Below are 21938 nucleotides of genomic sequence, written 5' to 3'. Positions count from 1 at the left end.
GGGGTCACGAAAAGTGGGCCGTGGCGATTGTGAGCCGGTCATCCGCGGGGTAGGTCCCACGCATGGCGGCCCGGAGCGGAGCTGGTGGCACTTCCGTCTCACGCCGTCCACATGGTCTAGACCATAGTCGTCCAACCCAGCGGAGGCCAACCCATGTCCGTGCTCACCATCGATGCCGGAACCACCGGTGTCACCGCCCTCGTCGTCAGTGAGAACGGCGAAGTGGTCGCGCGTGGCTACCAGGAGTTCTCCCAGCACTACCCCCGGACCGGATGGGTCGAGCACGTCCCCGAGGAGATCTGGCAGGCCACCCTCGCCGCCTGCCAGAGCGCCCTGGACTCCACCGACGACGCCCCGACCTGCATCGGGATCACCAACCAGCGTGAGACCGCCGTCCTGTGGAACCGCAGACGCGCGAGCTCACCCCGCAGGGCGATCGTATGGCAGGACCGGCGCACCGCCGACATCTGCACCGAGCTGCGCGACGCCGGCCACGAGGACCGGGTCGCCGACATCACCGGCCTGCGCCTGGACCCCTACTTCACGGCGACCAAGCTCACCTGGATCCAGCGTAACGACCGGCGCGCCTGGAGCGGGGTGGAATCCGGCGACGTCGCCATCGGGACCGTCGACTCCTACATCATCGCCCGCCTCACCGGCGGCAAGCGGCACGTCACCGACGCCTCCAACGCCTCGCGCACGCTCCTGTTCGACCTGCGAGCCGGGACCTGGTCCGACGAGATGTGCGAGCTGTTCGGGGTCCCCCGCACGGCGCTGCCCGAGGTCGTCCCCTCCTACGGTGTCGTGGCGGAGTCCGAGCCCGACGACTTCCTCGGGCTGCGGCTGCCCATCGCCGGAATCGCCGGCGACCAGCAGGCCGCCATGTTCGGCCAGAACTGCTACACCCCCGGGTCCTCCAAGTGCACCTACGGAACGGGGTCCTTCATCCTGGTCAACACGGGCGCGGAGCCGGTTGCCCCGCAACAGGGCCTGCTCAGCACGGTCCTGTGGCAGCACCCCGACGGCCGGCTCGAATACGCGCTCGAAGGATCCATCTTCGTCACCGGCGCGGCCGTGCAGTGGCTGCGCGACGGCCTGGGGCTCATCGACAGCGCCCCGCAGTCGGAGGCGCTGGCCGCCAGCGTCGAGGACTCCGGCGGAGTGGTCTTCGTCCCCGCCCTCACCGGCCTGGGCGCGCCCGACTGGGACCCCTACGCGCGCGGGGCGATCTTCGGCATCACCCGCGGCACCGGCCGCGCCCACCTGGCCCGCGCCACGCTGGACGCCATCGCCTTCGAGGTGCGCGACGTGGTCGAGGCCATGGCCCGCGCGTCAGGGACCGAGCTGCCCGAACTGCGCGTGGACGGCGGCGCGTCGGCCAACGACCTGCTCTGCCACATCCAGGCCGACCAGCTCGGGGTGAGCGTGGCCCGCCCCCAGATCCAGGAGACCACGGCGCTGGGCGCCGCGTTCCTGGCCGGGCTGGGGACCGGTGTGTGGGGCTCCACGGACGACCTGGCGCACACCTGGAAGCTCGACCGGCGCTTCGAGCCGCGGCACCGCGACGACGCCGCCCACCGCCGCTGGCGGGTCGCGGTGGAGCGGTCCAAGGGCTGGGCCGGCCTGGAGTGAGCGGCGGCGCCCGGCCGGGAGGGGGACGGCGCCGCGGCGCGCCCTTGGCGGCGCCGGACGCTCAGTCGTCCAGGCCCTGGTCGATGGCGTAGCGCACCAGCTCGACCCGGTTGTGCAGCTGGAGCTTGCTGAGCGTGTTCTGCACGTGGTTCTGCACGGTGCGGTGGGAGAGGGTCAGCCTCGCGGCGATCTGCTTGTAGCCCAGCCCTTTGGCGACCAGGCGCAGCACCTCGGTCTCGCGCGGGGTGAGGGCGGGGGCGGCCGGGGCCGCCGCGGGGGAGGGCGCGGACGCGAGCCGCCGGAACTCGCCCAGCACCAGCCCGGCCAGCCCCGGGGTGAAGACGGCGTCGCCCCCGTGCACGCTGCGCACCGCGTCGAGCAGTTCGTCGCGGCCCGCGGACTTCACCAGGTAGCCGGTCGCGCCCGCCTTCACCGCGTCCAGCACGTCGCCGTGCTCGCCGCTGGCGGACAGGATGAGGACGCGCGGGGGGCGACCGGGCAGCGCCAGCAGCCGCCGGGTCACCTCGACGCCGCTCATGTCGGGCAGCTGGAGGTCGACCACGGCCACCGTGGGGCGCGCGGCCGGTGCGACGGCCACGGCCTTGCGGCCGTCGCCGGCGGTGGCCACCACCTCCAGCCCGGCCTCGGCGAGGTCGCGGGCGACGGCGTCGCGCCACATCGGGTGGTCGTCGACCACCATGACCCGGATCGCGCCGCCGGCCCCGCCGGCGGGGTCAGTCATCGTCGCCCCGGCCGTTGCCGTTGCCGTTGCCGTTGTTCCCGTTCCCGTTGTTCCCGTTCCCTCGGTCGTCGCCGTTGCCGAACGGGGTCACGAACAGCTCGACCTCCGTGCCGCTCTCGACCTCGCCCTGCGGGCTGAAGCCCGCGACGCGGTCGCCGCCCAGCGGTGCGGTGACCGTCACGGTCAGGCCCAGCTCCTCCAGCCGCTCCTGCGCGGCCGCCACCGACAGGCCGGTGACGTCGGGCACCTCGATGCGGTCGGGGCCCGAGGAGACGGTCAGTGTGACGGCGTCGCCGCGGCCGACGTTGCCGCCCGGGCCCGGATCCTGCGAGATGACCCGGCCGGCCTCGACGTCGTCGCTGGGCTCCTGGGCGATGTCGACGCCCAGGCCCCTGTCGCGCAGCGCCTGGGTCGCCTCCTCCTCCGTTCGGCCCTCGACGTCGGGCGCGCCGAAGCCGGTGCTGAGCGTGAGGGTGACCGATGCGGCGCGGTCGGCGTCGCTCCCCGGCTCGGGGTCGGAGGAGACCACCGCGCCGACCGGTTCGTCCTCCGAGGACGCCTCCTCCAGTTCGATGTCGGAGAACCCGGCGCCCTCCAGGGTGTCGCGGGCGTCGTCGGCGCTGAGGCCGACCACCTCGGGCATCGCGATGGTCTGCGGTCCCCGCGACAGGAAGACGGTGACGGTTCCGTCGGGCTCGATGCGGTCGTCGACCTCGGGGTCGGCTCCGGCGACCTCCCCCTCGTCGGCGGCGTCGCTGAAGATCCCCCGGTCGTCGACCTCCATGCGCAGCCCGCTGTCGGCCAGCACGTCGGCCGCGGTCTCCTCGTCCAGCCCGATCACGTCGGGGACGGTCTCGAAGCGCCCGATCAGCAGCCACCAGCCGAAGACGAGCACCGCCACCGCCATGGCGCCGCCGGCGAGGACGAGGAGGTGCTTGCGCTCCAAGGGGCGGTCGTCGGCGCGCCGCTCCGGCTCGGCGATGTCGTCGAGGTCGACCACGAGGGTGGCGTTGCCGCCGGCCGGAGCGGCCGGGGCCTGCGCGTCCACGCGGGGCGCGGTCGCGGCGGCCGCGCCGCCGTCGTCCGGCATGTCCTTCATGACCTCGGACATCCCGGCGAGGTACTGGGCGGCGTCGCCGGGGCGGTACCGCGGATCGCGCTCGGTGGCCTTGGTGACCAGGACGTCGACCGCGGGGCCGATGCCCGGCACGACGGTCGAGGGCCGCGGGACGTCGACGTTGACGTGCTGGTAGGCGACGGCGATGGGGGTCTCGCCGGTGTGCGGCTGCTCGCCGGTGATCAGCTCGTAGAGCATGATGCCGGCCGCGTACACGTCGGTGCGCGCGTCGGCGGTGCCGCGCTCGATCTGCTCGGGCGCCAGATAGGCGGCGGTGCCCATGAGCGTGCCGGTCTTGGTCATGGCCTGCTGCGCGGACTCCACCAGCCGGGCCAGCCCGAAGTCGGCGACCTTCACCTGCCCGTCCGCGGTGAGCAGGACGTTCTCGGGCTTGACGTCGCGGTGCACCATGCCCGCGCGGTGCGCGGCGCCCAGCGCGGCCAGCACCGGCGCCATGATCTTCAGGGCCGCGTGCGGCGCCAGGCGCCCGCGCTCGCTGAGGAGGTCGCGCAGGGTGCGGCCGGGCACGTACTCCATGGCGAGGTACACGTGGCCCTGGTCGGTGCCCTGGTCGTACACCTGCACCACATTGGGGTGGGAGAGCCGGGCGACGGAGTGCGCCTCGTTGATGAAGCGGCGCACGAACGTGGGGTCCTCGGCCAGGGACGCGTGCATCACCTTGCACGCCACCCGGCGGTCCAGTCGCAGGTCGTGGGCGACGTAAACGGTCGCCATGCCGCCGCTCGCGATGCGCCCCTCGATGAAGTAGCGATGGTCGAGGGTCGCACCGACGAGTGAGTCCGCAGTCGTCATGTCCACGCCGCCGAGTGTAATGGGGGAGCGGCCCCCACGCCGGTCCGCGCCCGGCGCGCGGCGGCCGAACCCAATGTGAACTGCGGTGATGTCCCGCCGCGTCACTCCACCGATGGTGACGATGCGTGGGCATACCGGCGCACCGGGATACGGCCCGCGCGCCGCGCGGCGCGCCCCGCGGCGACCGCGTCGCGCATGGCGGCGGCCATGAGCACGGGGTCCTGGGCGCGGGTGACCGCGGTCGCCAGCATGACGGCGTCGCACCCCAGCTCCATGGCGAGCGCCGCCTCGCTGGCGGTGCCGATCCCGGCGTCGATGATCACCGGGACGCCGGCCTCCTCCACGATCAGCTCGATGTTGTGCGGGTTGCGGATGCCCAGACCCGACCCGATCGGCGCGCCCAGCGGCATGACGGCGGCGCAGCCCACCTGTTCGAGCCGGCGCGCGAGCACCGGGTCGTCGTTGGTGTAGGGGAGCACCGTGAAACCGTCGTCGACCAGGAGCTCGGCGGCGTCCAGCAGCTCCACCGGGTCGGGCAGCAGGGTGCGCTCGTCGGCCACGACCTCCAGCTTGATCCAGTCGGTCTCCAGCGCCTCGCGGGCCAGGCGGGCGGTGCGGAGCGCCTCGGCGGCGGTGAAGCACCCGGCGGTGTTGGGCAGCGGGCGGATGCCGTTGCGCCGCAGCACGTCCCAGACCGAGCCCTGCGCGCCGGGGGAGACCCGGCGCAGCGCCACGGTGGTCAGCTCGGTGCCCGAGGCGATCAGCGCGTCCTCCAGGACGCGCATCGACGGCGCCCCGCCGGTTCCGGTGATGAGCCGCGAGGAGAACTCGCTCCCGGCGATGACGAGCGGGTCGGCGGCGGGGCGGGACGCCGGTGCGGCGGCCGGGTCGCCGATGTCGGTGGTCATGGTCAGCCTCCCTGGACGGCGGTCAGGACGTCCACACGGTCGTTCTCGGCGACGAGGGTGCGCGGCCAGGCCGCGCGGGGGACGACCTCGTCGTTGACCGCGGCCGCCACGCCCCCCTGGGCATCGGTGAGGGAGCCGACGATGTCGGCCACGGTGCTGCGGGGCGCCACCGGGGTGGGCCGCCCGTTGATGATCACGTTCACGTGCGTGCCTCGCTTCCATCGGGGCCGCCGTCGGCGGCGAAGAGCCGGGCGTAGCCGGGCAGGCCCCCGCCCGCCAGCACGTCGGCCAGCGCGTCGCCGGTGGCGGGGGCGAACAGGACGCCGTGCCGGTGGTGGCCCACGGCGAGGTGCAGGCCCGGGAGCCCGGTGGGGCCCAGCAGCGGTGCGTTGCCGGGCGAGCCGGGGCGCAGCCCGACGCAGATCTCGGCGACCTCCAGCTCCTCGACCCCGGGGACCAGGGTGTGGGCGTCGCGCAGCAGCTCCCACATCCCGCCCGCGGTCGGCCGCAGGTCGGCGCCCATCTCCTCCTGGGTGGCGCCCACGACCACCTCTCCGCTGTCGCGGGGGACCAGGTAGACGGGGGCGCCCCGGACCAGGCCGCGTACGGTGCGCGTGACGACGGGCGCGGCACCGGAGGGCGTGCGCAGCCGCAGCAGCTGGCCCTTGACCGGGCGCAGCGGCGGGACGGCGCCGTCGGGCAGCCCGCCGATCTCCGGCGTCCACACCCCCGCCGCCAGGACGACCTGGTCGGCGAGCAGCTCGCCGCCGCCGGCGAGGAGCACGCCGGCGGCCCGGCCGCGGGAGGTGAGCAGGCTCGCCGCCCGGTCGCGGACGCGCTGGGCGCCGCGCCGCCGGGCCGCGGCCGCCAGGGCGGCGGTGAGCAGGCGGGGGTCGACGGAGTGGTCGTCGGGGGCCAGGACGCCGCCGCGCACCGACGGGGCGAGCATCGGCTCCAGCCTGCGGCACGCGCGGCCCGTCAGCCGTTCGGCGGCCAGCCCCAGGCGGGCCTGGAGCTCCGCGAGCTCGCTCAGCCGGGCGAGGTCGTCGGTGTCGTAGGCGACCTGGAGGGTGCCGCCGGTCCGGTAGCCCGCGTGCAGGCCGGAGTCGCGCTCCAGCTCCTCGACGAACGCGGGATAGCGGTCGCGCGAGAGCGCGCCGAACCGCATCAGCGCCTCCTCGCCGAACACGGCCTCGCCGGCCGGGGTCAGCATGCCCGCCGCGACCCCGGACGCGGCGCCCGGGGTCGAATCGGGGGCGACGACGGTGACGTGCAGGCCGCGCCGGGCCGCCCGCCAGGCGACGGCGAGCCCGATCACGCCCGCGCCCACGACGAGGACTTCGCAGGGGCCGGGCGCGGGAGGCGCCGGAGGGGACGGGGACGGTGGTGAGAACGGGGACGGGGGTGTCGTGCGCACGGCTCCGCTGCCACTCCCTTCGCCGGTATGACCCGGATCAGGTTCTTGCGGTCGGAGGCTCGCCGCCTCCCTCTCAGCCGGTCCCACCGGCTCCCGCGGGGATCGTTGCTCGCGGCCAATCCTAGGGCCCCGCCTCCGGCGCCGGGCGACCGCCCTCCCGCGACGGGCCCGCTACGCCGGAAGCGATAAGGCCGGAGGGCCTGGTTTGGCGCACCCGGAACTGTGGGACATTGGCTGCGTGACAGAGAACGACCACACCATCGATTCCCTGGTCGGCGACTGGTTGACCCTGAAGGAAGCGGCGAAGGCGCTGAACATCAGCCCGAACCGGGTGAAGCAGTACATCGGCGACCACAAGCTGCTGGGGGTCCGCCGCAAGGGCGAGACCGTGGTCCCCGCGGCCTTCATCGCCGGCGGCGACATCGTCAAGGGCCTGCCGGGGACCCTCACGCTCCTCGCCGACTGCGGATTCGCCACCGACGAGGCGCTGACCTGGATGTTCACTCCGGACGACACCCTCCCGGGGGCGCCCATCGAAGCGCTGATCGCCAACCGCGGCACCGAGGTCCGCCGCCGCGCCCAGGCCATGGCGTTCTGACGGCCCGCCCCACCGCTGCCGGGCCCGCCTCGGGCGCGGGAACGGGCGCGCACTAGCCTGGGGCGGGTGAACACGAGCCCGCGCCGCCGCCTGGCCGATGCCCGCCTGTACCTGTGCACCGACGCCCGCCGCGAACGGGGCGACCTCGCGTCCTTCCTCGACGCCGCCCTGGCGGGCGGCGTCGACATCGTGCAGCTCCGCGACAAGTCGCTGGAGGCGCGGGAGGAGCTGGCGGCGCTCGCGACCGTGCGCGAAGCCTGCGAACGCCACGGCGCGCTGCTGGCGGTCAACGACCGGGCCGACATCGCCCGCGCCGCCGGCGCCGACGTGCTCCACCTGGGCCAGCGGGACCTGCCCGTGCCCTTCGCCCGCGAGATCATCGGCGACGGCCCGCTGATCGGCCGGTCCAACAACAACGCCGCCTCGGCCGCCGCGTCGGCGGCCGAGGACGGAGTGGACTACTACTGCGTCGGCCCCACCTGGGCCACGCCGACCAAGCCCGGCCGCCCCGCGGCCGGGCTGCCGCTGGTCCGGACGGCCGCGGAGCTGCCGGGCGGGCGCCCGTGGTTCGCCATCGGCGGCATCGACCTGGACAACCTGGACCGGGTCCTGGACGCCGGCGCGCGCCGCGTGGTCGTCGTGCGCGCCATCACCGAGGCCCCCGACCCCCGCGCCGCGGCCGCCGCGTTCACCCGGCGCCTGCGGGCCGCGGTCTGAGCCCCATTTCGACAGAGCGGGCGCGGCGCCTTGCCCGCAGCGGCGGCGGACGCCGCGCACGGAACCGGCCGCCGCGGTCCGGATCGGGCCGTCGCCGCCCGCTCGGGGTTCAGGGGTTGATGCGGCTCAGCGCGCTGGGGTGCTTGCGCAGGTAGCCCTCGATCGTCTGGGCGGGGTGGCCGGTCAGATCGGGGACAGCGGGGGAGACGACGTCCATCTCGCCCGCGGCGATGGCGGCGTAGGAACTGGCCCAGCCCTCGACGGCCCACTCCGGGGCGCCCGACGGCCGGCGCGACTCCAGCGCCTCGTCCCAGGTCTCCGGGACGTAGCGGACGACCTTCCCGGTGAGCGTGGACAGCCGTTCCACGGTCTCTCCCAGGCTGACGGCCTCGGGCCCGGTCAGGTCGTAGGTGCGTCCGTCGTGCTCCTGTTGCCCGAGCAGCACGGCGACCGCCGCGTCGGCGACGTCGTCGCGCGACACCCACGCGATCCGGCCCTGCCCGGCCGGGCCGCGGATCACGCCGTGCTCGTCGGCCCAGTCGGGCAGCAGGTCCAGGTAGAGGCTCGGCCGCAGGAAGGTGTGCTCCACGCCCGTGGAGCGGATGTGGGCCTCGGTGTAGAAGTGGTCGCGGGCGAAGGTGAACGTGGCGGCCGGCGCGGCGGAGAGGAAGGACAGGTAGACGATCCGGCTCACGCCCGCCGCCACCGCGGCGTCGACCGCGCTGATGTGCTGGTCGATCCGGTCGGCGGCCTCGATGGCCGAGACCAGCAGCAGGGTGTCGGTGCCGCGCACCGCCCGCCGGAAGGCAGCGGGGTCCTCGTAGGCGGCCATCGCCGCGCTGGCCGACGCGAGCTCCGGGGCGCGGTTGAGGTCGCGGACGATCAGCCGCTGGCGCACGCCGCGCCGCGCCAGCCGGGCCGCCACGCGCCCGCCGACTGCGCCCGTGGCCCCGGTGATCCCGACGGTGTGCGCTATTGCCTGATCCTTGCCCATGAGTCCCATTTTCGGGCAATGGCGCCCCGCGCGCACTCACCGGCGCGCGGGGCGGTCGCCGTCAGCGCGCCGCGTCCTGGGCGCCGGCCCCGGCGGGAGCCGGCGCGGACGGCGGTGCGGGCGCGGCGGGTTCGGGGCGCCGGTAGGTGAGCCGGCGCAGCAGCACCTCGGCGGGCCCGCGCCGGCCCGCGCGTTCGAGCGCGTAGGCGACGGCCACGGTCACCAGCCACACCGCGATCGCGAACAGCGCCATCGAGGCGCTGTGCATGGCGGCGCCGAGGCCCAGGCCCCAGGCGGCGAGCACGGGCGAGCAGATCACCGACTGCGCGAGGTAGCTGGTCATGGAGCGCTTGCCGACGGCGGTGACCGCGACCACGACCACGCCCTGGCGCTCGCGGCGGCCGAGCAGGTGGCCGATGATCCCGAACAGCGCGACATAGCCCAGCCCGCCGAACAGGCCGGCGAGGGACCGGGCCCCGTCCAGCGACTCCAGAGCGGGGGCGTTCAGGTTCAGCAGCCCGACCAGGTTCAGCGCTCCGGGGAGCGCGACCAGCCAGGCGGCCGAGATCCCCAGAACGGCGGTCCAGCCCAGGAGGCGCAGGTTGCTCCCCGGGAGCTCCAGGACGCGGCGCCGGCCCGCCGCCATGCCGAGCAGCATCGCCGCGGGCACGATCAGGCCGAGGCCCTGGACGAGGCTGGTCAGCGGCCACATCATCAGCCGGGCCAGCGCCGCGCCCAGGACGGTCGGCTCGCTGAAGGAGGCGAACATGAGGTCGGCGACGCCGCCGTCCACCGCCCCGGCGGCACCGTCCGGGCCCTGCGCGGCGATGACGCCCCCGGCCACCGAGACCAGGGCGAGCAGGGCCGCCAGCCCGGCGAGGACCGCCGCCCAGACGCGGATGGTGCGCTCCCGGCGGCGCAGGAACAGGCCGCACATCACCAGCCCGGCCAGCCCGTAGGCGCCCAGGATGTCGCCCATCCACAGCAGGGCCGCGTGGACGAACCCGAACACGAGCAGCCACAGGTGGCGGCGGCGCAGCAGCGCCGCGGCGCCCCGCGGATCGGCGCCGGCCGCGATCTGGCGGTCGAAGGTGCGCATGATCCCGTAGCCGAACAGGAAGGCGAACATCGGGTAGATGCGGCCGTCGACGGCCACCGTCATGACGAACTGCACCGCCGTGTCCAGCGCCGACCCGCCGTCGGGGTGCGGGCTCATCGACGGCCGGTCGGTCCCCCACAGGTAGTACGGGGTATTGGCCAGGGCGATCATCAACAGCATGAAGCCGCGGGCGAGGTCGGGGGCGAGCGCGCGTTCCGTCGCGCGGGTGGGACCTCGGTGTGGCGTACGGGTGGGCTGCATAAGGGGGCTCCTGTGGGGTCCTTCAGCGGACTTTCCCCCAGGGTCGCGGACGGCGGCGCCACGGGCATCCGCTTGCGGGAGGAGCCCGCTTCCTCCGCATGGCCGACCGCCTCCGCCACCACCGCAGGAGACGGCCCCGGCGGCGGCCCGCTCCACCGGAGGACGCCGCCTCCGCCGTCCCGGGCGTTCCGCGGGGTCAGTGCTCGCGGGCGGTGGCCGCGACGATGAGGTCGGCGAGGGAGCGGCGGGCCTCGTCGTCGATCAGGTCGCTGTCGAGGGCGTCGGCGGCCTGGCCGACATAGTCGTCGATCCGGCGCTCACAGGCCGCCAGGGCGCCGCATTCGGTGGTGACGCCGCGCATCCACTCCACGTCGCCGGGGGTGAGGCCGGGGTCGCCCAGCAGGCGCCGGAACCGGGCGGAGTCGGCGGCGGGGGCGCGCTCCAGGGTCTCGGCGACGATCAGCGTGCGCTTGCCCTCGCGCAGGTCGTCGCCTGCGGGCTTGCCCGTCTGCTCGGGGTCGCCGAAGACCCCCAGAACGTCGTCGCGCAGCTGGAAGGCGATGCCCAGCGGCAGGCCGTAGGCGGTGTAGACCGGGGTGAGGTCGTCGGCGCGCCCGGCCAGGGCCGCGCCCAGGTGCAGCGGGCGCTCGACGGTGTACTTGGCGGCCTTGTAGTGCATGACGCGCAGCGACGCCTCGACGCTCTCGGCGCCGCGCACCTGTTCGAGCATGTCGAGGTACTGCCCGGCCATGACCTCGGTGCGCATCCGGTCGAACGGGCCGCGGCCGTCGTGCAGCGCCTTCAGCGGCAGCTCGCTGGCCGCGTACATCTGGTCGCTCCAGGCCAGGCAGAGGTCGCCGATGAGGATGGCCGCCCCCTGGCCGAACGCCGCGCCACCGCCCGACCAGCCCGATCTCCGGTGCAGCCCCTCCAGGCGCTTGTGGGTGGCCGGCAGGCCGCGCCGGGTGTCGCTGTTGTCGATGACGTCGTCATGGATCAGCGCGCACGCCTGGAGGAATTCCAGGGAGGCGGCGGCGGTGTAGATCCCGGGCACGTCGGTGCCGCCGGCCCCCCGCCAGCCCCAGTAGCAGAAGGCCGGGCGCAGCCTCTTGCCGCCCGTCAGCATGGCCTCCAGGGCCTCCATCGCGGGCTCCAGCTCCGGGCCGATCTCCAGGAGTTCGGCCCTGCGCTCCGCTGCGAACGCGGTGAGCTCGGTGTCGACGGCCCCGCGCACGAAGGAGACCGGTGTGGCGTAAGAGGAGGTCATGCAGAGCAGGCTATCCGTTCCGGGACGGCCGCCCGCCGCCGCCGGGCCGGTGGCGTCGCCTAAGGTGGTGGGCATGCTTGGGTCTACGACACGCTCCGGTCCGGCGCGTCACTCCGCCGCGCGGCCCCGCCGCATCCGCGATCTGCTCACCGCCGGCGAACCGACGTTCTCCTTCGAGTTCTTCCCGCCCAAGACCGACCAGGGGCAGCGCAAGCTCTGGCGGGTCATCCGCGAGATCGAGGCGCTCCAGCCCTCCTTCGTCTCGGTCACCTACGGAGCGGGCGGTGGTACCCGCGACCGCACGGTCGAGATCACCGAGCGCATGGCCACCGACACCACCCTCCTCCCGGTGGCGCACATGACCGCCGTCGACCACTCCGTGCGCGAGCTGCGCCACCTCATCGGCCGGTTCGCCGATGTCGGCGTCACCAACGTGCTGGCGCTGCGCGGCGACCCCCCGGGCGACCCGCTGGGGGAGTGGGTCCGCCATCCCGAGGGCCTGGAGTACGCCGACGAACTCGTCCGGCTGCTCAAGGAGAGCGGCGACTTCTGCGTGGGCGTGGCGGCGTTCCCCTACAAGCACCCCCGCTCGGCCGACGTCGACTCCGACGTCGAGTACTTCGTGCGCAAGTGCCGCGCCGGCGCCGACTACGCGATCACCCAGATGTTCTTCGACCCCGAGGACTACCTCCGGCTGCGCGACCGGGTCGCGGCCAAGGGGTGCGACGTGCCGATCATCCCCGAGATCATGCCGGTGGTGAAGCTGGGCACGATCGAGCGCTCCGAGCAGCTGTCGGGCGCCCCGTTCCCGCGCCACCTGGCGGAGGAGTTCGCGAAGGTGGGCGACGACCCCGAGGCCGTGCGCAGGCTGGGGATCGAGCAGGCCACCCGGATGTGCGAGCGGCTGCTCGACGAAGGCGCCCCCGGCATCCACTTCATCACCTTCAACCAGTCCACAGCCACGCGCGAGATCTACCAGCGGATCGCCGCCGACCGGCTGCCCGCAATGGCAGCGGGGCGGCCATGATCGCGAAGGGCCGGTCCGGGCTGCCCGGGAACCGGAACTCCGGCAGGACGTCGGTGAACCCGCACGAGGCGTAGAGCCGGCGGGCCACGGTGGGGCCGGTGTGGGTCGACAGCACGGCGGTGCGCTCGGCGCGCGCCGCCGTGAGGTGTTCCAGGAGCCCGCGCCCCAGGCCCCGCCCCTGGTGGTCGGGGTGCACGTGCAGTTCGGCGATCTCGAAGGCGTCGGTGAACCACCGCCGCTCGGCGGCGGGGTCGCGCGAGCGCAGCTCCTCGGTGACCACGTCGTGCCACCACTGCCCGCGGTGGCCGTGGAAGCCGTAGGCGAACCCGAGGACGGCCGTGCCGCCGGGGGCGAGCGCCGCCACCGCGCGAAAGCCGGTGTTGAGGGTGTGGTGCTCCATGATCGTGTGCCGCCCGGCGAGCTGGTCGGGGGGCGGGGACATGGCCGCGGAGTAGACGTCCAGGAGCGCGGGGAGCGCGTGGACGAAGGCGGGGGCGGTCGGTTCCCACAACTCGGCATCGGTCTGCACAGCGCCACCCTAGATGACGCCGCCGCGCCACCCGGACCTTCTTGACGAAAGCCATTGCGTGAGGTTAACTGAGATTGTTCGAACGGATGTTCGATCTCGGTGGCCGGGGTTCGGCCCTGGCCCGCCGATCGCACCGGCCGCTACCCCCGTGGCGGCCGTGCGCGGGAGCGGCCGGGTGGGGGAGGGGAAGCCCCTTGCCCGGCCGCTTCGCCGTGTGCGGACCACGGCCGCGGCCGCGGTCCCTCGCGCCCGGTGCACATGCAGGTGGCCACGCACCCTGACACGGGTACGTGGCCACCTGCATTGCGGCATGCGTGCCCCTGGGGCATGGGGGCGCTGACGAAGATGCGCGGGGACGTTCCTAGAACGCGTCGACGGCGCGGCGCGCCTCGGGGTCGAGGACGCCCCAGTTGATCAGCTCCTCGGTGAGGTCGCCGGGCGAGCGGTCGTAGATCACCGCGAGCGAGCGCAGGTCCTCCTGGCGGATGGACAGCACGCGGCCGTTGTAGTCGCCGCGCTGGCTCTGGATGGTCGCGACGTAGCGCGCGAGCGGGCCGGCCTTCTCCTGCGGCAGCTGCTGCATGCGCTCAAGGTCGATGACGAGCTTGGGTGTGGGGCCGAGCGGGGTCGGCGCGGCGCCGCCCGGCAGCAGCTCCGACATCGGGACACCGTAGAAGTCCGCGAGCTCGGCGAGCTTCTGCACGGTGACCGCGCGGTCACCGCGCTCGTAGGAGCCCACGACGACGGCCTTCCAGCGGCCGTGGGACTTCTCCTCCACCCCGTGCAGGGACAGGCCCTGCTGGGTGCGGATGGCGCGCAGCCGCGCGCCGAGGGACTTCGCGTATTCGGATGGCATCTTCTTCGTCGCTCCCCGGCCGTGATGGTGGCTGGTGTGGGCAGTGGGCCCCGAGTTCGCTCGGTAGTGACCAAGCCCCCGGAAAATGTGCTGTGCACCGATTCGCGAGGGGTGGACACGGAGCGGTCCCACCCAGATTGGTTACGGACAGTGACGGTAGGGCTGTTCGGTTGCCAGGTCAAGCCGTTGGGCGGAAACGCGACTAATCAGTGGCCAAACCGTGCGTAAGTGAGGGGTCTCTCATTTCGGGAGTGATGCGGACCAAACGCAGCCGGGTGCGTACCGCAAAGCCTGGCGGCGCAAGCACTTTCGCGTTCTTCGCGGAGGAAGGCGGCGGATTGGGCGCCGCTCGAATCCCACTCGAAGCGCGGATGTCAATGTCGAAATGAGTGATCATCGTCATATTTTCGCCGAGTTTCACTCGGCGGCCCGGCGGGCCCGGTGGGACGGCGCTGGTAGCGTGAGGCCGTTCGACATCCTTTAACGACCTGTTCAGCGAGGCAGGGAAGGGGGTCATCACTGTGTGTGCGCACAAACGCGCAGAACGTGATGCACATGTCGAGGATCCGCCCGCGCGCGATCATACCGACGCGCAGCGCGCCGTCCTCGAAGGCCCGGAGATCCACCGGGCCCTCACCCGGATCGCCCACGAGGTGCTCGAACGCACCAAGGGCGCCCACGACGTCACCCTGCTCGGCATCCCCACACGCGGCGTACCGCTCGCCCGCCGGCTCGCCGAGCGCATCGAACGCGTCGAGGACCGCACCATCCCCTGGGGCTCCCTCGACATCACCATGTACCGCGACGACCTGCGCCTGGCACCCGCCCGCGCGCTCGGCCGCACCGAGATCCCGCCCGAGGGCATCGACGGCCGCACCGTCGTGCTCGTCGACGACGTGCTCTTCTCCGGCCGCAGCGTCCGCGCCGCGCTCGACGCCCTCAACGACCTCGGCCGGCCCCGCGCCGTCCAGCTCGCCACCCTGGTCGACCGCGGCCACCGGCGGCTGCCGATCCGCGCCGACTACGTCGGCAAGAACCTGCCCACCTCCATGCGCGAGAACGTCGCCGTCCTGCTCGACGAACTCGACGGCCGCGACGCGGTGCTGATCGGCCCGGCCAAGCCCCGCCCCGGTGAGGAGGACGACCACTGATGCGCCACCTTCTCTCCGCCGGGGACCTCAGCCGCGACGAAGCCACCCTGGTCCTCGACACCGCCGCCGAACTCGCCCAGATCAGCGGGCGCTCGGTGAAGAAGCTCCCGACCCTGCGCGGGCGCACCGTCGTCAACCTCTTCTACGAGGACTCCACCCGCACCCGCACCTCCTTCGAGCTCGCCGCCAAGCGCCTCTCGGCCGACGTCATCAACTTCTCCGCCAAGGGCTCCAGCGTCTCCAAGGGCGAGAGCCTCAAGGACACCGCGCTGACCCTCCAGGCCATGGGCGCCGACGGCGTCGTGATCCGCCACGGGGCCTCCGGCGCCGCGCACCGGCTCGCCAACTGGGTCGACGGCGCCGTGCTCAACGCCGGCGACGGCACCCACGAGCACCCCACCCAGGCGCTGCTGGACGCCTACACCATGCGCGAGCGCATGGGCCGGCTCGACGGCCTGCGCGTCGCGATCGTCGGCGACGTCCTGCACAGCCGGGTGGCCAGGTCCAACGTCCTGCTGCTCAACACGCTGGGCGCCGAGACCACACTGGTCGCCCCGCCCACCCTGATGCCGGTATCGGTCCACACCTGGCCCTGCGCCATCTCCTACGACCTCGATGAGACCCTGCCCAAGAGCGACGTCGTGATGATGCTGCGCGTCCAGGCCGAGCGGATGAAGGACGCCTTCTTCCCGACCGCGCGCGAGTACAGCCGCCGCTACGGGCTCGACCGCGACCGCTTCGCGCGCCTCGGCGACGACGCCGTCGTCATGCACCCCGGCCCCATGGTCAGGGGGATGGAGATCTCCGCCGAAGTCGCCGACTCGCCGCGCTCCACCATCACCGAGCAGGTCGCCAACGGTGTCAGTGTGCGCATGGCAGTGCTCTACCTGCTGTTGGGCGGGTCCGAGTCGGCGATCGGCGCATGAGGGCCGGGAACATAGGGAGAAAGCACGACATGACCGAGACCAGTCACCTGATCCGCGGCGCGCGCGTCGCGGGCGGCGACCCGGCCGACATCCTGATCCGCGACGGCGCCATCGCCGCGATCGGCACCGGGCTCGACGCCCCCGGAGCCGAGGTCACCGACGCCGCCGGCCTCATCGCCCTGCCCGGCCTCGTGGACCTGCACACCCACCTGCGCGAACCGGGCCGCGAGGACGCCGAGACCGTGGCCACCGGCGCCCGCGCCGCCGCCATGGGCGGCTACACCGCCGTGCACGCCATGGCCAACACCGACCCCGTCGCCGACACCGCCGGCGTCGTCGAGCAGGTCTGGCGGCTGGGCCGCGAGGCCGGGCACTGCGACGTCCAGCCCGTGGGCGCGGTCACCCGGGGCCTGGCCGGGCAGCAGCTCGCCGAGCTGGGCGCCATGGCCGACTCGGTGGCCGCCGTCCGCGTCTTCTCCGACGACGGCATGTGCGTCTCCGACCCGCTGCTCATGCGCCGGGCGCTGGAATACGTCAAGGCGTTCGGCGGCGTCGTCGCCCAGCACGCCCAGGAGCCCCGGCTCACCGAGGGCGCCCAGATGAACGAGGGCACCGTCTCCGACCGGCTGGGCCTGGCCGGCTGGCCCGCGGTGGCCGAGGAGGCCATCATCGCCCGCGACTGCCTGCTCACCGAGCACGTGGGGTCGCGGCTGCACGTCTGCCACGTCTCCACCAAGGGGTCGGTGCAGATCCTGCGCTGGGCCAAGAGCCGCGGCTGCGACGTCACGGCCGAGGTCACCCCGCACCACCTGCTGCTCACCGACGGCCTCGCCGAGGGCTACGACCCCATCTACAAGGTCAACCCGCCCCTGCGCACCGCCGAGGACGTCCAGGCGCTGCGCGAAGGGCTCGCCGACGGCACCATCGACTGTGTCGCCACCGACCACGCCCCGCACCCCATCGAGGCCAAGGAGACCGAGTGGTCCACGGCCGCCATGGGCATGACCGGCCTGGAGACCGCGCTCTCGGTGGTCCAGCACACCATGGTCGACACCGGCCTGCTCGACTGGGCCGGGGTCGCCGAGCGCATGTCGGCCACCCCCGCCCGCATCGGACGGCTGGCCGGGCAGGGCCGCCCGCTCGCCCCCGGCGAGCCCGCGAACGTTACCCTGTACGACGCGGACGCCGCCCGTGACATCGACCCGGCCGCGATGGCCTCCAAGAGCGCCAACACCCCCTACCGGGGCATGCGCCTGCCCGGACGCGTGATCGCCACCTTCCTGCGCGGCGTCCCCACGGTCCGCGACGGGAAGATCCAGTGACCGCGGCGCGGCGCCCGCCGGCGCCCGGGACACCCGCAGACACCCCCGCAGCACACCCAGCAGGCCAGGAGCCGGACGGCCGGGCCACCGCCCCCGGCCCCGCGGAAGAGGAGACACACGTGCAGACAAGCGCCATGCTCGTGCTGGAGGACGGCCGCGTCTTCCACGGCACGTCGTTCGGCGCGCAGGGCGAGACCTTCGGTGAGATCGTCTTCAACACCGGCATGACCGGCTACCAGGAGACCCTGACCGACCCGTCCTACCACCGCCAGATCGTGGCCATGACCGCCCCGCACATCGGCAACACCGGCGTCAACGACGACGACCCGGAGTCCGGGCGGATCTGGGTGGCCGGCTACGTCGTGCGCGAGCCCGCGCGCATCCCCTCCAACTGGCGCGCCCAGCGCACGCTCGACGAGGAGCTGCGCCGCCAGGGCGTCGTCGGCATCGCCATCCCCGGGACCCGCGCCCTCACCCGCCACCTGCGCGACCGCGGCGCCATGCGCGCCGCCATCAGCACCGCCGAGACCGACCCCCGGGACCTCCTGGAGCGCGTGCTCGCCAGCCCCCCGATGGCGGGCGCCGACCTCAGCGCCGAGGTCGCCACCACCGAGCCCTACACCGTGCGCCCGCCCGAGGGCGTGGCCCCCCGCTTCCGCGTGGCGGCCGTCGACCTCGGCATCAAGGCCATGACCCCCCAGCGCCTGGCCGAGCGCGGCTGCGAGGTCACCGTCCTGCCCGCCGCCGCCACCGCCGAGGACATCCTCGCCACCGGCCCCGACGGCGTGTTCTTCAGCAACGGCCCCGGCGACCCCGCCACCGCCGACGGCCCCGTCGCCGCCGTGCGCGGGGTGCTCGACTCCGGCACACCGCTGTTCGGCATCTGCTTCGGCAACCAGATCCTGGGCCGCGCCCTCGGCCTGGGCACCTACAAGCTCCGGTTCGGCCACCGCGGGGTCAACCAGCCCGTGCGCGACGTCCACACCCGCCGGGTGCACATCACCAGCCACAACCACGGGTTCGCGGTCGACGCGCCGATCGACGGCCCGTTCGAGACCCCCTACGGCCGCGCGGAGGTCAGCCACGTCGACCTCAACGACGACGTCGTCGAGGGGCTGCGGCTGCTGGACCGGCCGGCGTTCAGCGTCCAGTACCACCCCGAGGCCGCCGCGGGCCCGCACGACGCCGCCGAGCTCTTCGACGCGTTCTGCGACCTGATGTCCGCCCAGCCCGCCAGCAAGCCGTAGAGGACCGCCATGCCGCGCAGAAGTGACCTGACCTCCGTGCTCGTGGTCGGCTCCGGGCCGATCGTGATCGGGCAGGCAGCGGAGTTCGACTATTCCGGAACCCAGGCGTGCCGCGTCCTCAAGTCCGAGGGGCTGCGGGTCGTCCTGGTCAACTCCAACCCGGCCACGATCATGACCGACCCCGAGATCGCCGACGCCACCTACGTCGAGCCGATCACCCCGGACATGGTCGAGAAGATCATCGCCAAGGAGCGCCCCGACGCCCTGCTGCCCACCCTGGGCGGGCAGACCGCGCTGAACACCGCCGTGGCCCTGCACGAGTCCGGGGTGCTGGCCAAGTACAACGTCGAGCTGATCGGCGCCAACATCGACGCCATCCAGTCCGGCGAGGACCGCGAGACCTTCAAGGGCATCGTCGACCGGATCGGCGGCGAGTCCGCCCGCTCGCTCATCTGCCACACCATCGACGACTGCCTGGGCGCCGCCGGGCGGCTGGGCTACCCCGTCGTGGTGCGCCCCTCCTTCACCATGGGCGGGGCCGGGTCCGGCTTCGCCCACGACGAGACCGAGCTGCGCCGCATCGCCGGCCAGGGGCTCGCGCTCTCGCCCACCACCGAGGTGCTCCTGGAGGAGTCCATCCTCGGCTGGAAGGAGTACGAGCTGGAACTGATGCGCGACGCCCACGACAACGTGGTCGTCGTCTGCTCCATCGAGAACCTCGACCCCATGGGCGTGCACACCGGCGACTCCATCACCGTCGCCCCCGCCATGACCCTCACCGACCGCGAGTACCAGCGCATGCGCGACATCGGCATCGCGGTCATCCGCGCCGTCGGGGTCGACACCGGCGGCTGCAACATCCAGTTCGCGGTGCACCCCGAGACCGGGCGCATCATCGTCATCGAGATGAACCCGCGGGTCTCGCGCTCCTCGGCCCTGGCCTCCAAGGCCACCGGGTTCCCCATCGCCAAGATCGCCGCCAAGCTGGCCGTGGGCTACACCCTCGACGAGATCCCCAACGACATCACCGCCGAGACCCCGGCCAGCTTCGAGCCGAGCCTCGACTACGTGGTCGTGAAGGTCCCGCGGTTCGCCTTCGAGAAGTTCCCCGGGGCCGACCCCGGCCTGACCACCACCATGAAGTCCGTGGGCGAGGCCATGGCCATCGGCCGCTCCTTCGCCGAGGCCCTCCAGAAGGCCATGCGCTCGGTCGAGAAGCAGGGCATCGGGTTCACCTGGGCCGGCGACCCCGGCGACAAGGACGACCTGCTGCGCGCCGCGCGGGTGCCCACCGAGGTCCGGCTGCGCCTGGTCCAGCAGGCGCTGCGCGCCGGGGCGACGGTGCGCGAACTGCACGAGTCCACCCGGATCGACCCGTGGTTCCTCGACCAGCTGCTGCTGCTGGAGGAGACCGCGCGCACCCTGGCCGCCGCTCCGGAGCCGACCGCCGACCTGCTGCGGTCGGCCAAGCGCCTGGGCTTCTCCGACATCCAGATCGGCGAGATCACCGGCCGCACCGAGGACGACGTCCGCGCCCTGCGCCACACCCTGGACATCCACCCCGTCTACCTCACGGTCGACACCTGTGCCGCGGAGTTCGCCGCCCGCACGCCCTACCTGTACTCCAGCTACGACGAGGAGACCGAGGTCCCGCAGGGCACCCGGCCCAAGGTGCTCATCCTCGGCTCGGGCCCCAACCGCATCGGCCAGGGCGTGGAGTTCGACTACAGCTGCGTGCACGCCTCCTTCGCGCTGTCGGAGGCCGGCTACGAGACCGTCATGGTCAACTGCAACCCCGAGACCGTCTCCACCGACTACGACACCAGCGACCGGCTCTACTTCGAGCCGCTCACCCTGGAGGACGTGCTGGAGGTGGTCCGCGCCGAGCAGCTCAGCGGGCCGCTGGCCGGGGTGATCGTCCAGCTGGGCGGGCAGACCCCGCTCGGGCTGGCCCGCCGCCTCAAGGAGGCCGGCGTGCCCATCGTGGGCACCAGCCCCGAGGCCATCGACCTCGCCGAGGACCGCGGCGAGTTCGGCAAGGTCCTGGCCGACGCCGGGCTGCCCGCGCCCAAGCACGGGACCGCCTACTCCTTCGCCGACGCCAAGCGGGTCGCCGACGAGATCGGCTACCCGGTCATGGTGCGCCCCTCCTACGTGCTGGGCGGGCGCGGCATGGAGATCGTCTACAACGACGACATGCTCGCCGGATACATCGAGCGCAACGCCCAGGTCAGCCCCGAGCACCCGGTGCTGATCGACCGCTTCCTCGACGACGCCATCGAGATCGACGTCGACGCCATCTACGACGGCACCGACCTCTACCTGGGCGGCATCATGGAGCACATCGAGGAGGCCGGCATCCACTCCGGCGACTCCGCGTGCGCCCTGCCGGCCATCACCCTCGGCAACGAGGACTTCGAGCGCATCCGCCACTCCACCGAGGGCATCGCCCGCGGCACCGGCGTGCGCGGGCTGCTCAACGTGCAGTACGCGCTCGCCTCGGGCGTCCTCTACGTCCTGGAGGCCAACCCGCGCGCCTCGCGCACCGTGCCGTTCGTCTCCAAGGCGACGGCGGTCCCGCTGGCCAAGGCGGCCGCCCGCGTGATGCTCGGCACCACCATCCGCGAGCTGCGCGCCGAAGGACTCCTGCCCGCCGAGGGCGACGGCGGCACGCTGCCCATGGACGCCCCCGTCTCGGTCAAGGAGGCGGTGCTGCCGTTCAACCGGTTCATCGACCGCAAGGGCGAGGGCGTCGACACCGTCCTGGGCCCCGAGATGCGCTCCACGGGCGAGGTCATGGGCCTGGACTCCGCGTTCGGCGCCGCCTACGCCAAGTCCCAGCTGGCGGCCTACGGGTCGCTGCCGACCTCGGGATCGGTGTTCGTCTCGGTCGCCAACCGCGACAAGCGCTCCATGGTGTTCCCGGTCAAGCGCCTGGCCGACCTGGGCTTCGAGATCCTGGCCACCGAGGGCACCGCCTGGGTATTGCGGCGCAACGGAGTGGCCGCCAGGGTCGTGCGCAAACTCAGCGACGGGCCCGGGACCGACGGCGAACCGACTATCGTGCAACTGATCCACGACGGCGAGGTGGACCTGATCGTCAACACGCCGTTCGGCAGCGCCGGCCAGGCCGGCCCGCGGCTGGACGGCTACGAGATCCGCACCGCCGCCGTGGTGCGCGGCGTGCCCAGTGTGACGACCGTGCAGGGACTGGCCGCGGCCGTCCAGGGCATCGAGTCCCTGGTCCGCGGTGACATCGGCGTGCGCTCCCTCCAGGAGCACGCCGCGGCCCTGCGCGGCGCGTCGGGCTGAGCG

Annotated in this window: 19 protein-coding genes and 1 riboswitch; of the genes, 9 read left to right on the top strand and 10 right to left on the bottom strand. The window is 73.4% G+C overall.

Going from position 1 to position 21938, the window contains the following annotated elements; translation table 11 throughout:
- The first annotated feature begins 153 nt into the window (after window positions 1-153).
- The gene (gene glpK, locus ACFO4E_RS06605; protein ID WP_378572131.1) at window positions 154-1632 is read left to right on the top strand and encodes a glycerol kinase GlpK; all 1479 of its coding nucleotides are present in this window, start codon (window positions 154-156) and stop codon (window positions 1630-1632) included.
- Between the two features lie 61 nt (window positions 1633-1693).
- Here the strand turns inward: glpK and ACFO4E_RS06600 are convergent, their stop codons facing one another.
- The 5 genes from ACFO4E_RS06600 to thiO form a co-directional block, all read right to left on the bottom strand.
- Window positions 1694-2374 carry a response regulator gene (locus tag ACFO4E_RS06600; protein WP_378572130.1) on the bottom strand — a complete coding sequence of 227 codons (681 nt, stop codon included), beginning with the start codon at window positions 2372-2374 and terminating at the stop codon, window positions 1694-1696.
- The gene (pknB, locus tag ACFO4E_RS06595; protein WP_378572129.1) at window positions 2367-4310 is read right to left on the bottom strand and encodes a Stk1 family PASTA domain-containing Ser/Thr kinase; all 1944 of its coding nucleotides are present in this window, start codon (window positions 4308-4310) and stop codon (window positions 2367-2369) included. Before pknB ends, ACFO4E_RS06600 begins: the two co-directional genes overlap by 8 nt.
- Before the next feature lie 95 nt (window positions 4311-4405).
- The gene (locus ACFO4E_RS06590; RefSeq protein ID WP_378572128.1) at window positions 4406-5212 is read right to left on the bottom strand and encodes a thiazole synthase; all 807 of its coding nucleotides are present in this window, start codon (window positions 5210-5212) and stop codon (window positions 4406-4408) included.
- A 2-nt stretch (window positions 5213-5214) separates the two neighbouring features.
- Window positions 5215-5415 (bottom strand): sulfur carrier protein ThiS, encoded by a 201-nt coding sequence (thiS, locus tag ACFO4E_RS06585; RefSeq protein ID WP_378572127.1) that lies wholly within the window; start codon window positions 5413-5415, stop codon window positions 5215-5217.
- The gene (gene thiO, locus ACFO4E_RS06580; protein WP_378572126.1) at window positions 5412-6542 is read right to left on the bottom strand and encodes a glycine oxidase ThiO; all 1131 of its coding nucleotides are present in this window, start codon (window positions 6540-6542) and stop codon (window positions 5412-5414) included. The genes thiS and thiO overlap by 4 nt, the downstream gene beginning before the upstream one ends.
- An 84-nt stretch (window positions 6543-6626) precedes the next feature.
- A riboswitch (TPP riboswitch) is annotated at window positions 6627-6736 on the bottom strand.
- Window positions 6737-6867: 131 nt separating this feature from the next.
- Between thiO and ACFO4E_RS06575 the strand changes: the two genes are divergently transcribed.
- On the top strand, window positions 6868-7227 hold the full coding sequence (locus tag ACFO4E_RS06575; protein ID WP_378572125.1) for an Rv2175c family DNA-binding protein: 360 nt from the start codon (window positions 6868-6870) through the stop codon (window positions 7225-7227).
- Window positions 7228-7293: 66 nt separating this feature from the next.
- Window positions 7294-7944, top strand: coding sequence for a thiamine phosphate synthase (thiE, locus tag ACFO4E_RS06570; protein ID WP_378572124.1), 651 nt, complete (start codon window positions 7294-7296; stop codon window positions 7942-7944).
- A gap of 109 nt (window positions 7945-8053) precedes the next feature.
- On the opposite strand, the gene ACFO4E_RS06565 is transcribed toward thiE, so the two are convergent.
- The 3 genes from ACFO4E_RS06565 to ACFO4E_RS06555 form a co-directional block, all read right to left on the bottom strand.
- Window positions 8054-8938, bottom strand: coding sequence for an NAD(P)H-binding protein (locus ACFO4E_RS06565; RefSeq protein WP_378572123.1), 885 nt, complete (start codon window positions 8936-8938; stop codon window positions 8054-8056).
- Window positions 8939-8999: 61 nt separating this feature from the next.
- The gene (locus ACFO4E_RS06560; protein WP_378572122.1) at window positions 9000-10298 is read right to left on the bottom strand and encodes a DUF418 domain-containing protein; all 1299 of its coding nucleotides are present in this window, start codon (window positions 10296-10298) and stop codon (window positions 9000-9002) included.
- Between the two features lie 196 nt (window positions 10299-10494).
- Complete coding sequence (locus ACFO4E_RS06555; protein WP_378572121.1) at window positions 10495-11565, bottom strand: polyprenyl synthetase family protein; 1071 nt, start codon at window positions 11563-11565, stop codon at window positions 10495-10497.
- Between the two features lie 73 nt (window positions 11566-11638).
- On the opposite strand from ACFO4E_RS06555, the gene metF reads away from it, so the two are divergent.
- A complete protein-coding gene (gene metF / locus ACFO4E_RS06550; protein ID WP_378572120.1) occupies window positions 11639-12592 on the top strand; it encodes a methylenetetrahydrofolate reductase [NAD(P)H] in 954 nt (317 codons plus the stop codon).
- Here the strand turns inward: metF and ACFO4E_RS06545 are convergent.
- Both ACFO4E_RS06545 and bldD read right to left on the bottom strand, forming a co-directional pair.
- Complete coding sequence (locus ACFO4E_RS06545) at window positions 12510-13121, bottom strand: GNAT family N-acetyltransferase (protein WP_378572119.1); 612 nt, start codon at window positions 13119-13121, stop codon at window positions 12510-12512. The genes metF and ACFO4E_RS06545 overlap by 83 nt on opposite strands.
- A 361-nt stretch (window positions 13122-13482) precedes the next feature.
- On the bottom strand, window positions 13483-13977 hold the full coding sequence (gene bldD, locus ACFO4E_RS06540; RefSeq protein ID WP_017591133.1) for a transcriptional regulator BldD: 495 nt from the start codon (window positions 13975-13977) through the stop codon (window positions 13483-13485).
- A 521-nt stretch (window positions 13978-14498) separates the two neighbouring features.
- Between bldD and pyrR the strand changes: the two genes are divergently transcribed.
- The 5 genes from pyrR (at window position 14499) to carB (ending at window position 21935) form a co-directional block, all read left to right on the top strand.
- A complete protein-coding gene (gene pyrR, locus ACFO4E_RS06535) occupies window positions 14499-15128 on the top strand; it encodes a bifunctional pyr operon transcriptional regulator/uracil phosphoribosyltransferase PyrR (RefSeq protein WP_378572118.1) in 630 nt (209 codons plus the stop codon).
- On the top strand, window positions 15128-16054 hold the full coding sequence (locus ACFO4E_RS06530) for an aspartate carbamoyltransferase catalytic subunit (protein ID WP_378572117.1): 927 nt from the start codon (window positions 15128-15130) through the stop codon (window positions 16052-16054). The genes pyrR and ACFO4E_RS06530 overlap by 1 nt, the downstream gene beginning before the upstream one ends.
- Before the next feature lie 29 nt (window positions 16055-16083).
- The gene (locus ACFO4E_RS06525) at window positions 16084-17376 is read left to right on the top strand and encodes a dihydroorotase (protein WP_378572116.1); all 1293 of its coding nucleotides are present in this window, start codon (window positions 16084-16086) and stop codon (window positions 17374-17376) included.
- Window positions 17377-17510: 134 nt separating this feature from the next.
- Window positions 17511-18623, top strand: coding sequence for a glutamine-hydrolyzing carbamoyl-phosphate synthase small subunit (gene carA, locus ACFO4E_RS06520; protein WP_378572271.1), 1113 nt, complete (start codon window positions 17511-17513; stop codon window positions 18621-18623).
- Between the two features lie 9 nt (window positions 18624-18632).
- On the top strand, window positions 18633-21935 hold the full coding sequence (gene carB, locus ACFO4E_RS06515) for a carbamoyl-phosphate synthase large subunit (protein WP_378572115.1): 3303 nt from the start codon (window positions 18633-18635) through the stop codon (window positions 21933-21935).
- Window positions 21936-21938 lie beyond the last annotated feature (3 nt).

The organism is Nocardiopsis mangrovi, assembly GCF_042653925.1.
In the GTDB taxonomy this organism is placed as follows: domain Bacteria; phylum Actinomycetota; class Actinomycetes; order Streptosporangiales; family Streptosporangiaceae; genus Nocardiopsis_B; species Nocardiopsis_B mangrovi.
This window is presented reverse-complemented; position numbering and strand designations above follow the sequence as displayed.

What these genes read in the sequence shown, in the direction of transcription:
- glpK (WP_378572131.1), top strand. Translation starts at nt 154, where the DNA reads ATGTCCGTGCTCACCATCGATGCCGGAACCACCGGTGTCACCGCCCTC.
- ACFO4E_RS06600 (WP_378572130.1), bottom strand. Translation starts at nt 2,374, where the DNA reads ATGACTGACCCCGCCGGCGGGGCCGGCGGCGCGATCCGGGTCATGGTG.
- ACFO4E_RS06590 (WP_378572128.1), bottom strand. Translation starts at nt 5,212, where the DNA reads ATGACCACCGACATCGGCGACCCGGCCGCCGCACCGGCGTCCCGCCCC.
- ACFO4E_RS06565 (WP_378572123.1), bottom strand. Translation starts at nt 8,938, where the DNA reads ATGGGCAAGGATCAGGCAATAGCGCACACCGTCGGGATCACCGGGGCC.
- ACFO4E_RS06560 (WP_378572122.1), bottom strand. Translation starts at nt 10,298, where the DNA reads ATGCAGCCCACCCGTACGCCACACCGAGGTCCCACCCGCGCGACGGAA.
- ACFO4E_RS06555 (WP_378572121.1), bottom strand. Translation starts at nt 11,565, where the DNA reads ATGACCTCCTCTTACGCCACACCGGTCTCCTTCGTGCGCGGGGCCGTC.
- metF (WP_378572120.1), top strand. Translation starts at nt 11,639, where the DNA reads ATGCTTGGGTCTACGACACGCTCCGGTCCGGCGCGTCACTCCGCCGCG.
- bldD (WP_017591133.1), bottom strand. Translation starts at nt 13,977, where the DNA reads ATGCCATCCGAATACGCGAAGTCCCTCGGCGCGCGGCTGCGCGCCATC.
- ACFO4E_RS06530 (WP_378572117.1), top strand. Translation starts at nt 15,128, where the DNA reads ATGCGCCACCTTCTCTCCGCCGGGGACCTCAGCCGCGACGAAGCCACC.
- ACFO4E_RS06525 (WP_378572116.1), top strand. Translation starts at nt 16,084, where the DNA reads ATGACCGAGACCAGTCACCTGATCCGCGGCGCGCGCGTCGCGGGCGGC.
- carA (WP_378572271.1), top strand. Translation starts at nt 17,511, where the DNA reads ATGCTCGTGCTGGAGGACGGCCGCGTCTTCCACGGCACGTCGTTCGGC.
- carB (WP_378572115.1), top strand. Translation starts at nt 18,633, where the DNA reads ATGCCGCGCAGAAGTGACCTGACCTCCGTGCTCGTGGTCGGCTCCGGG.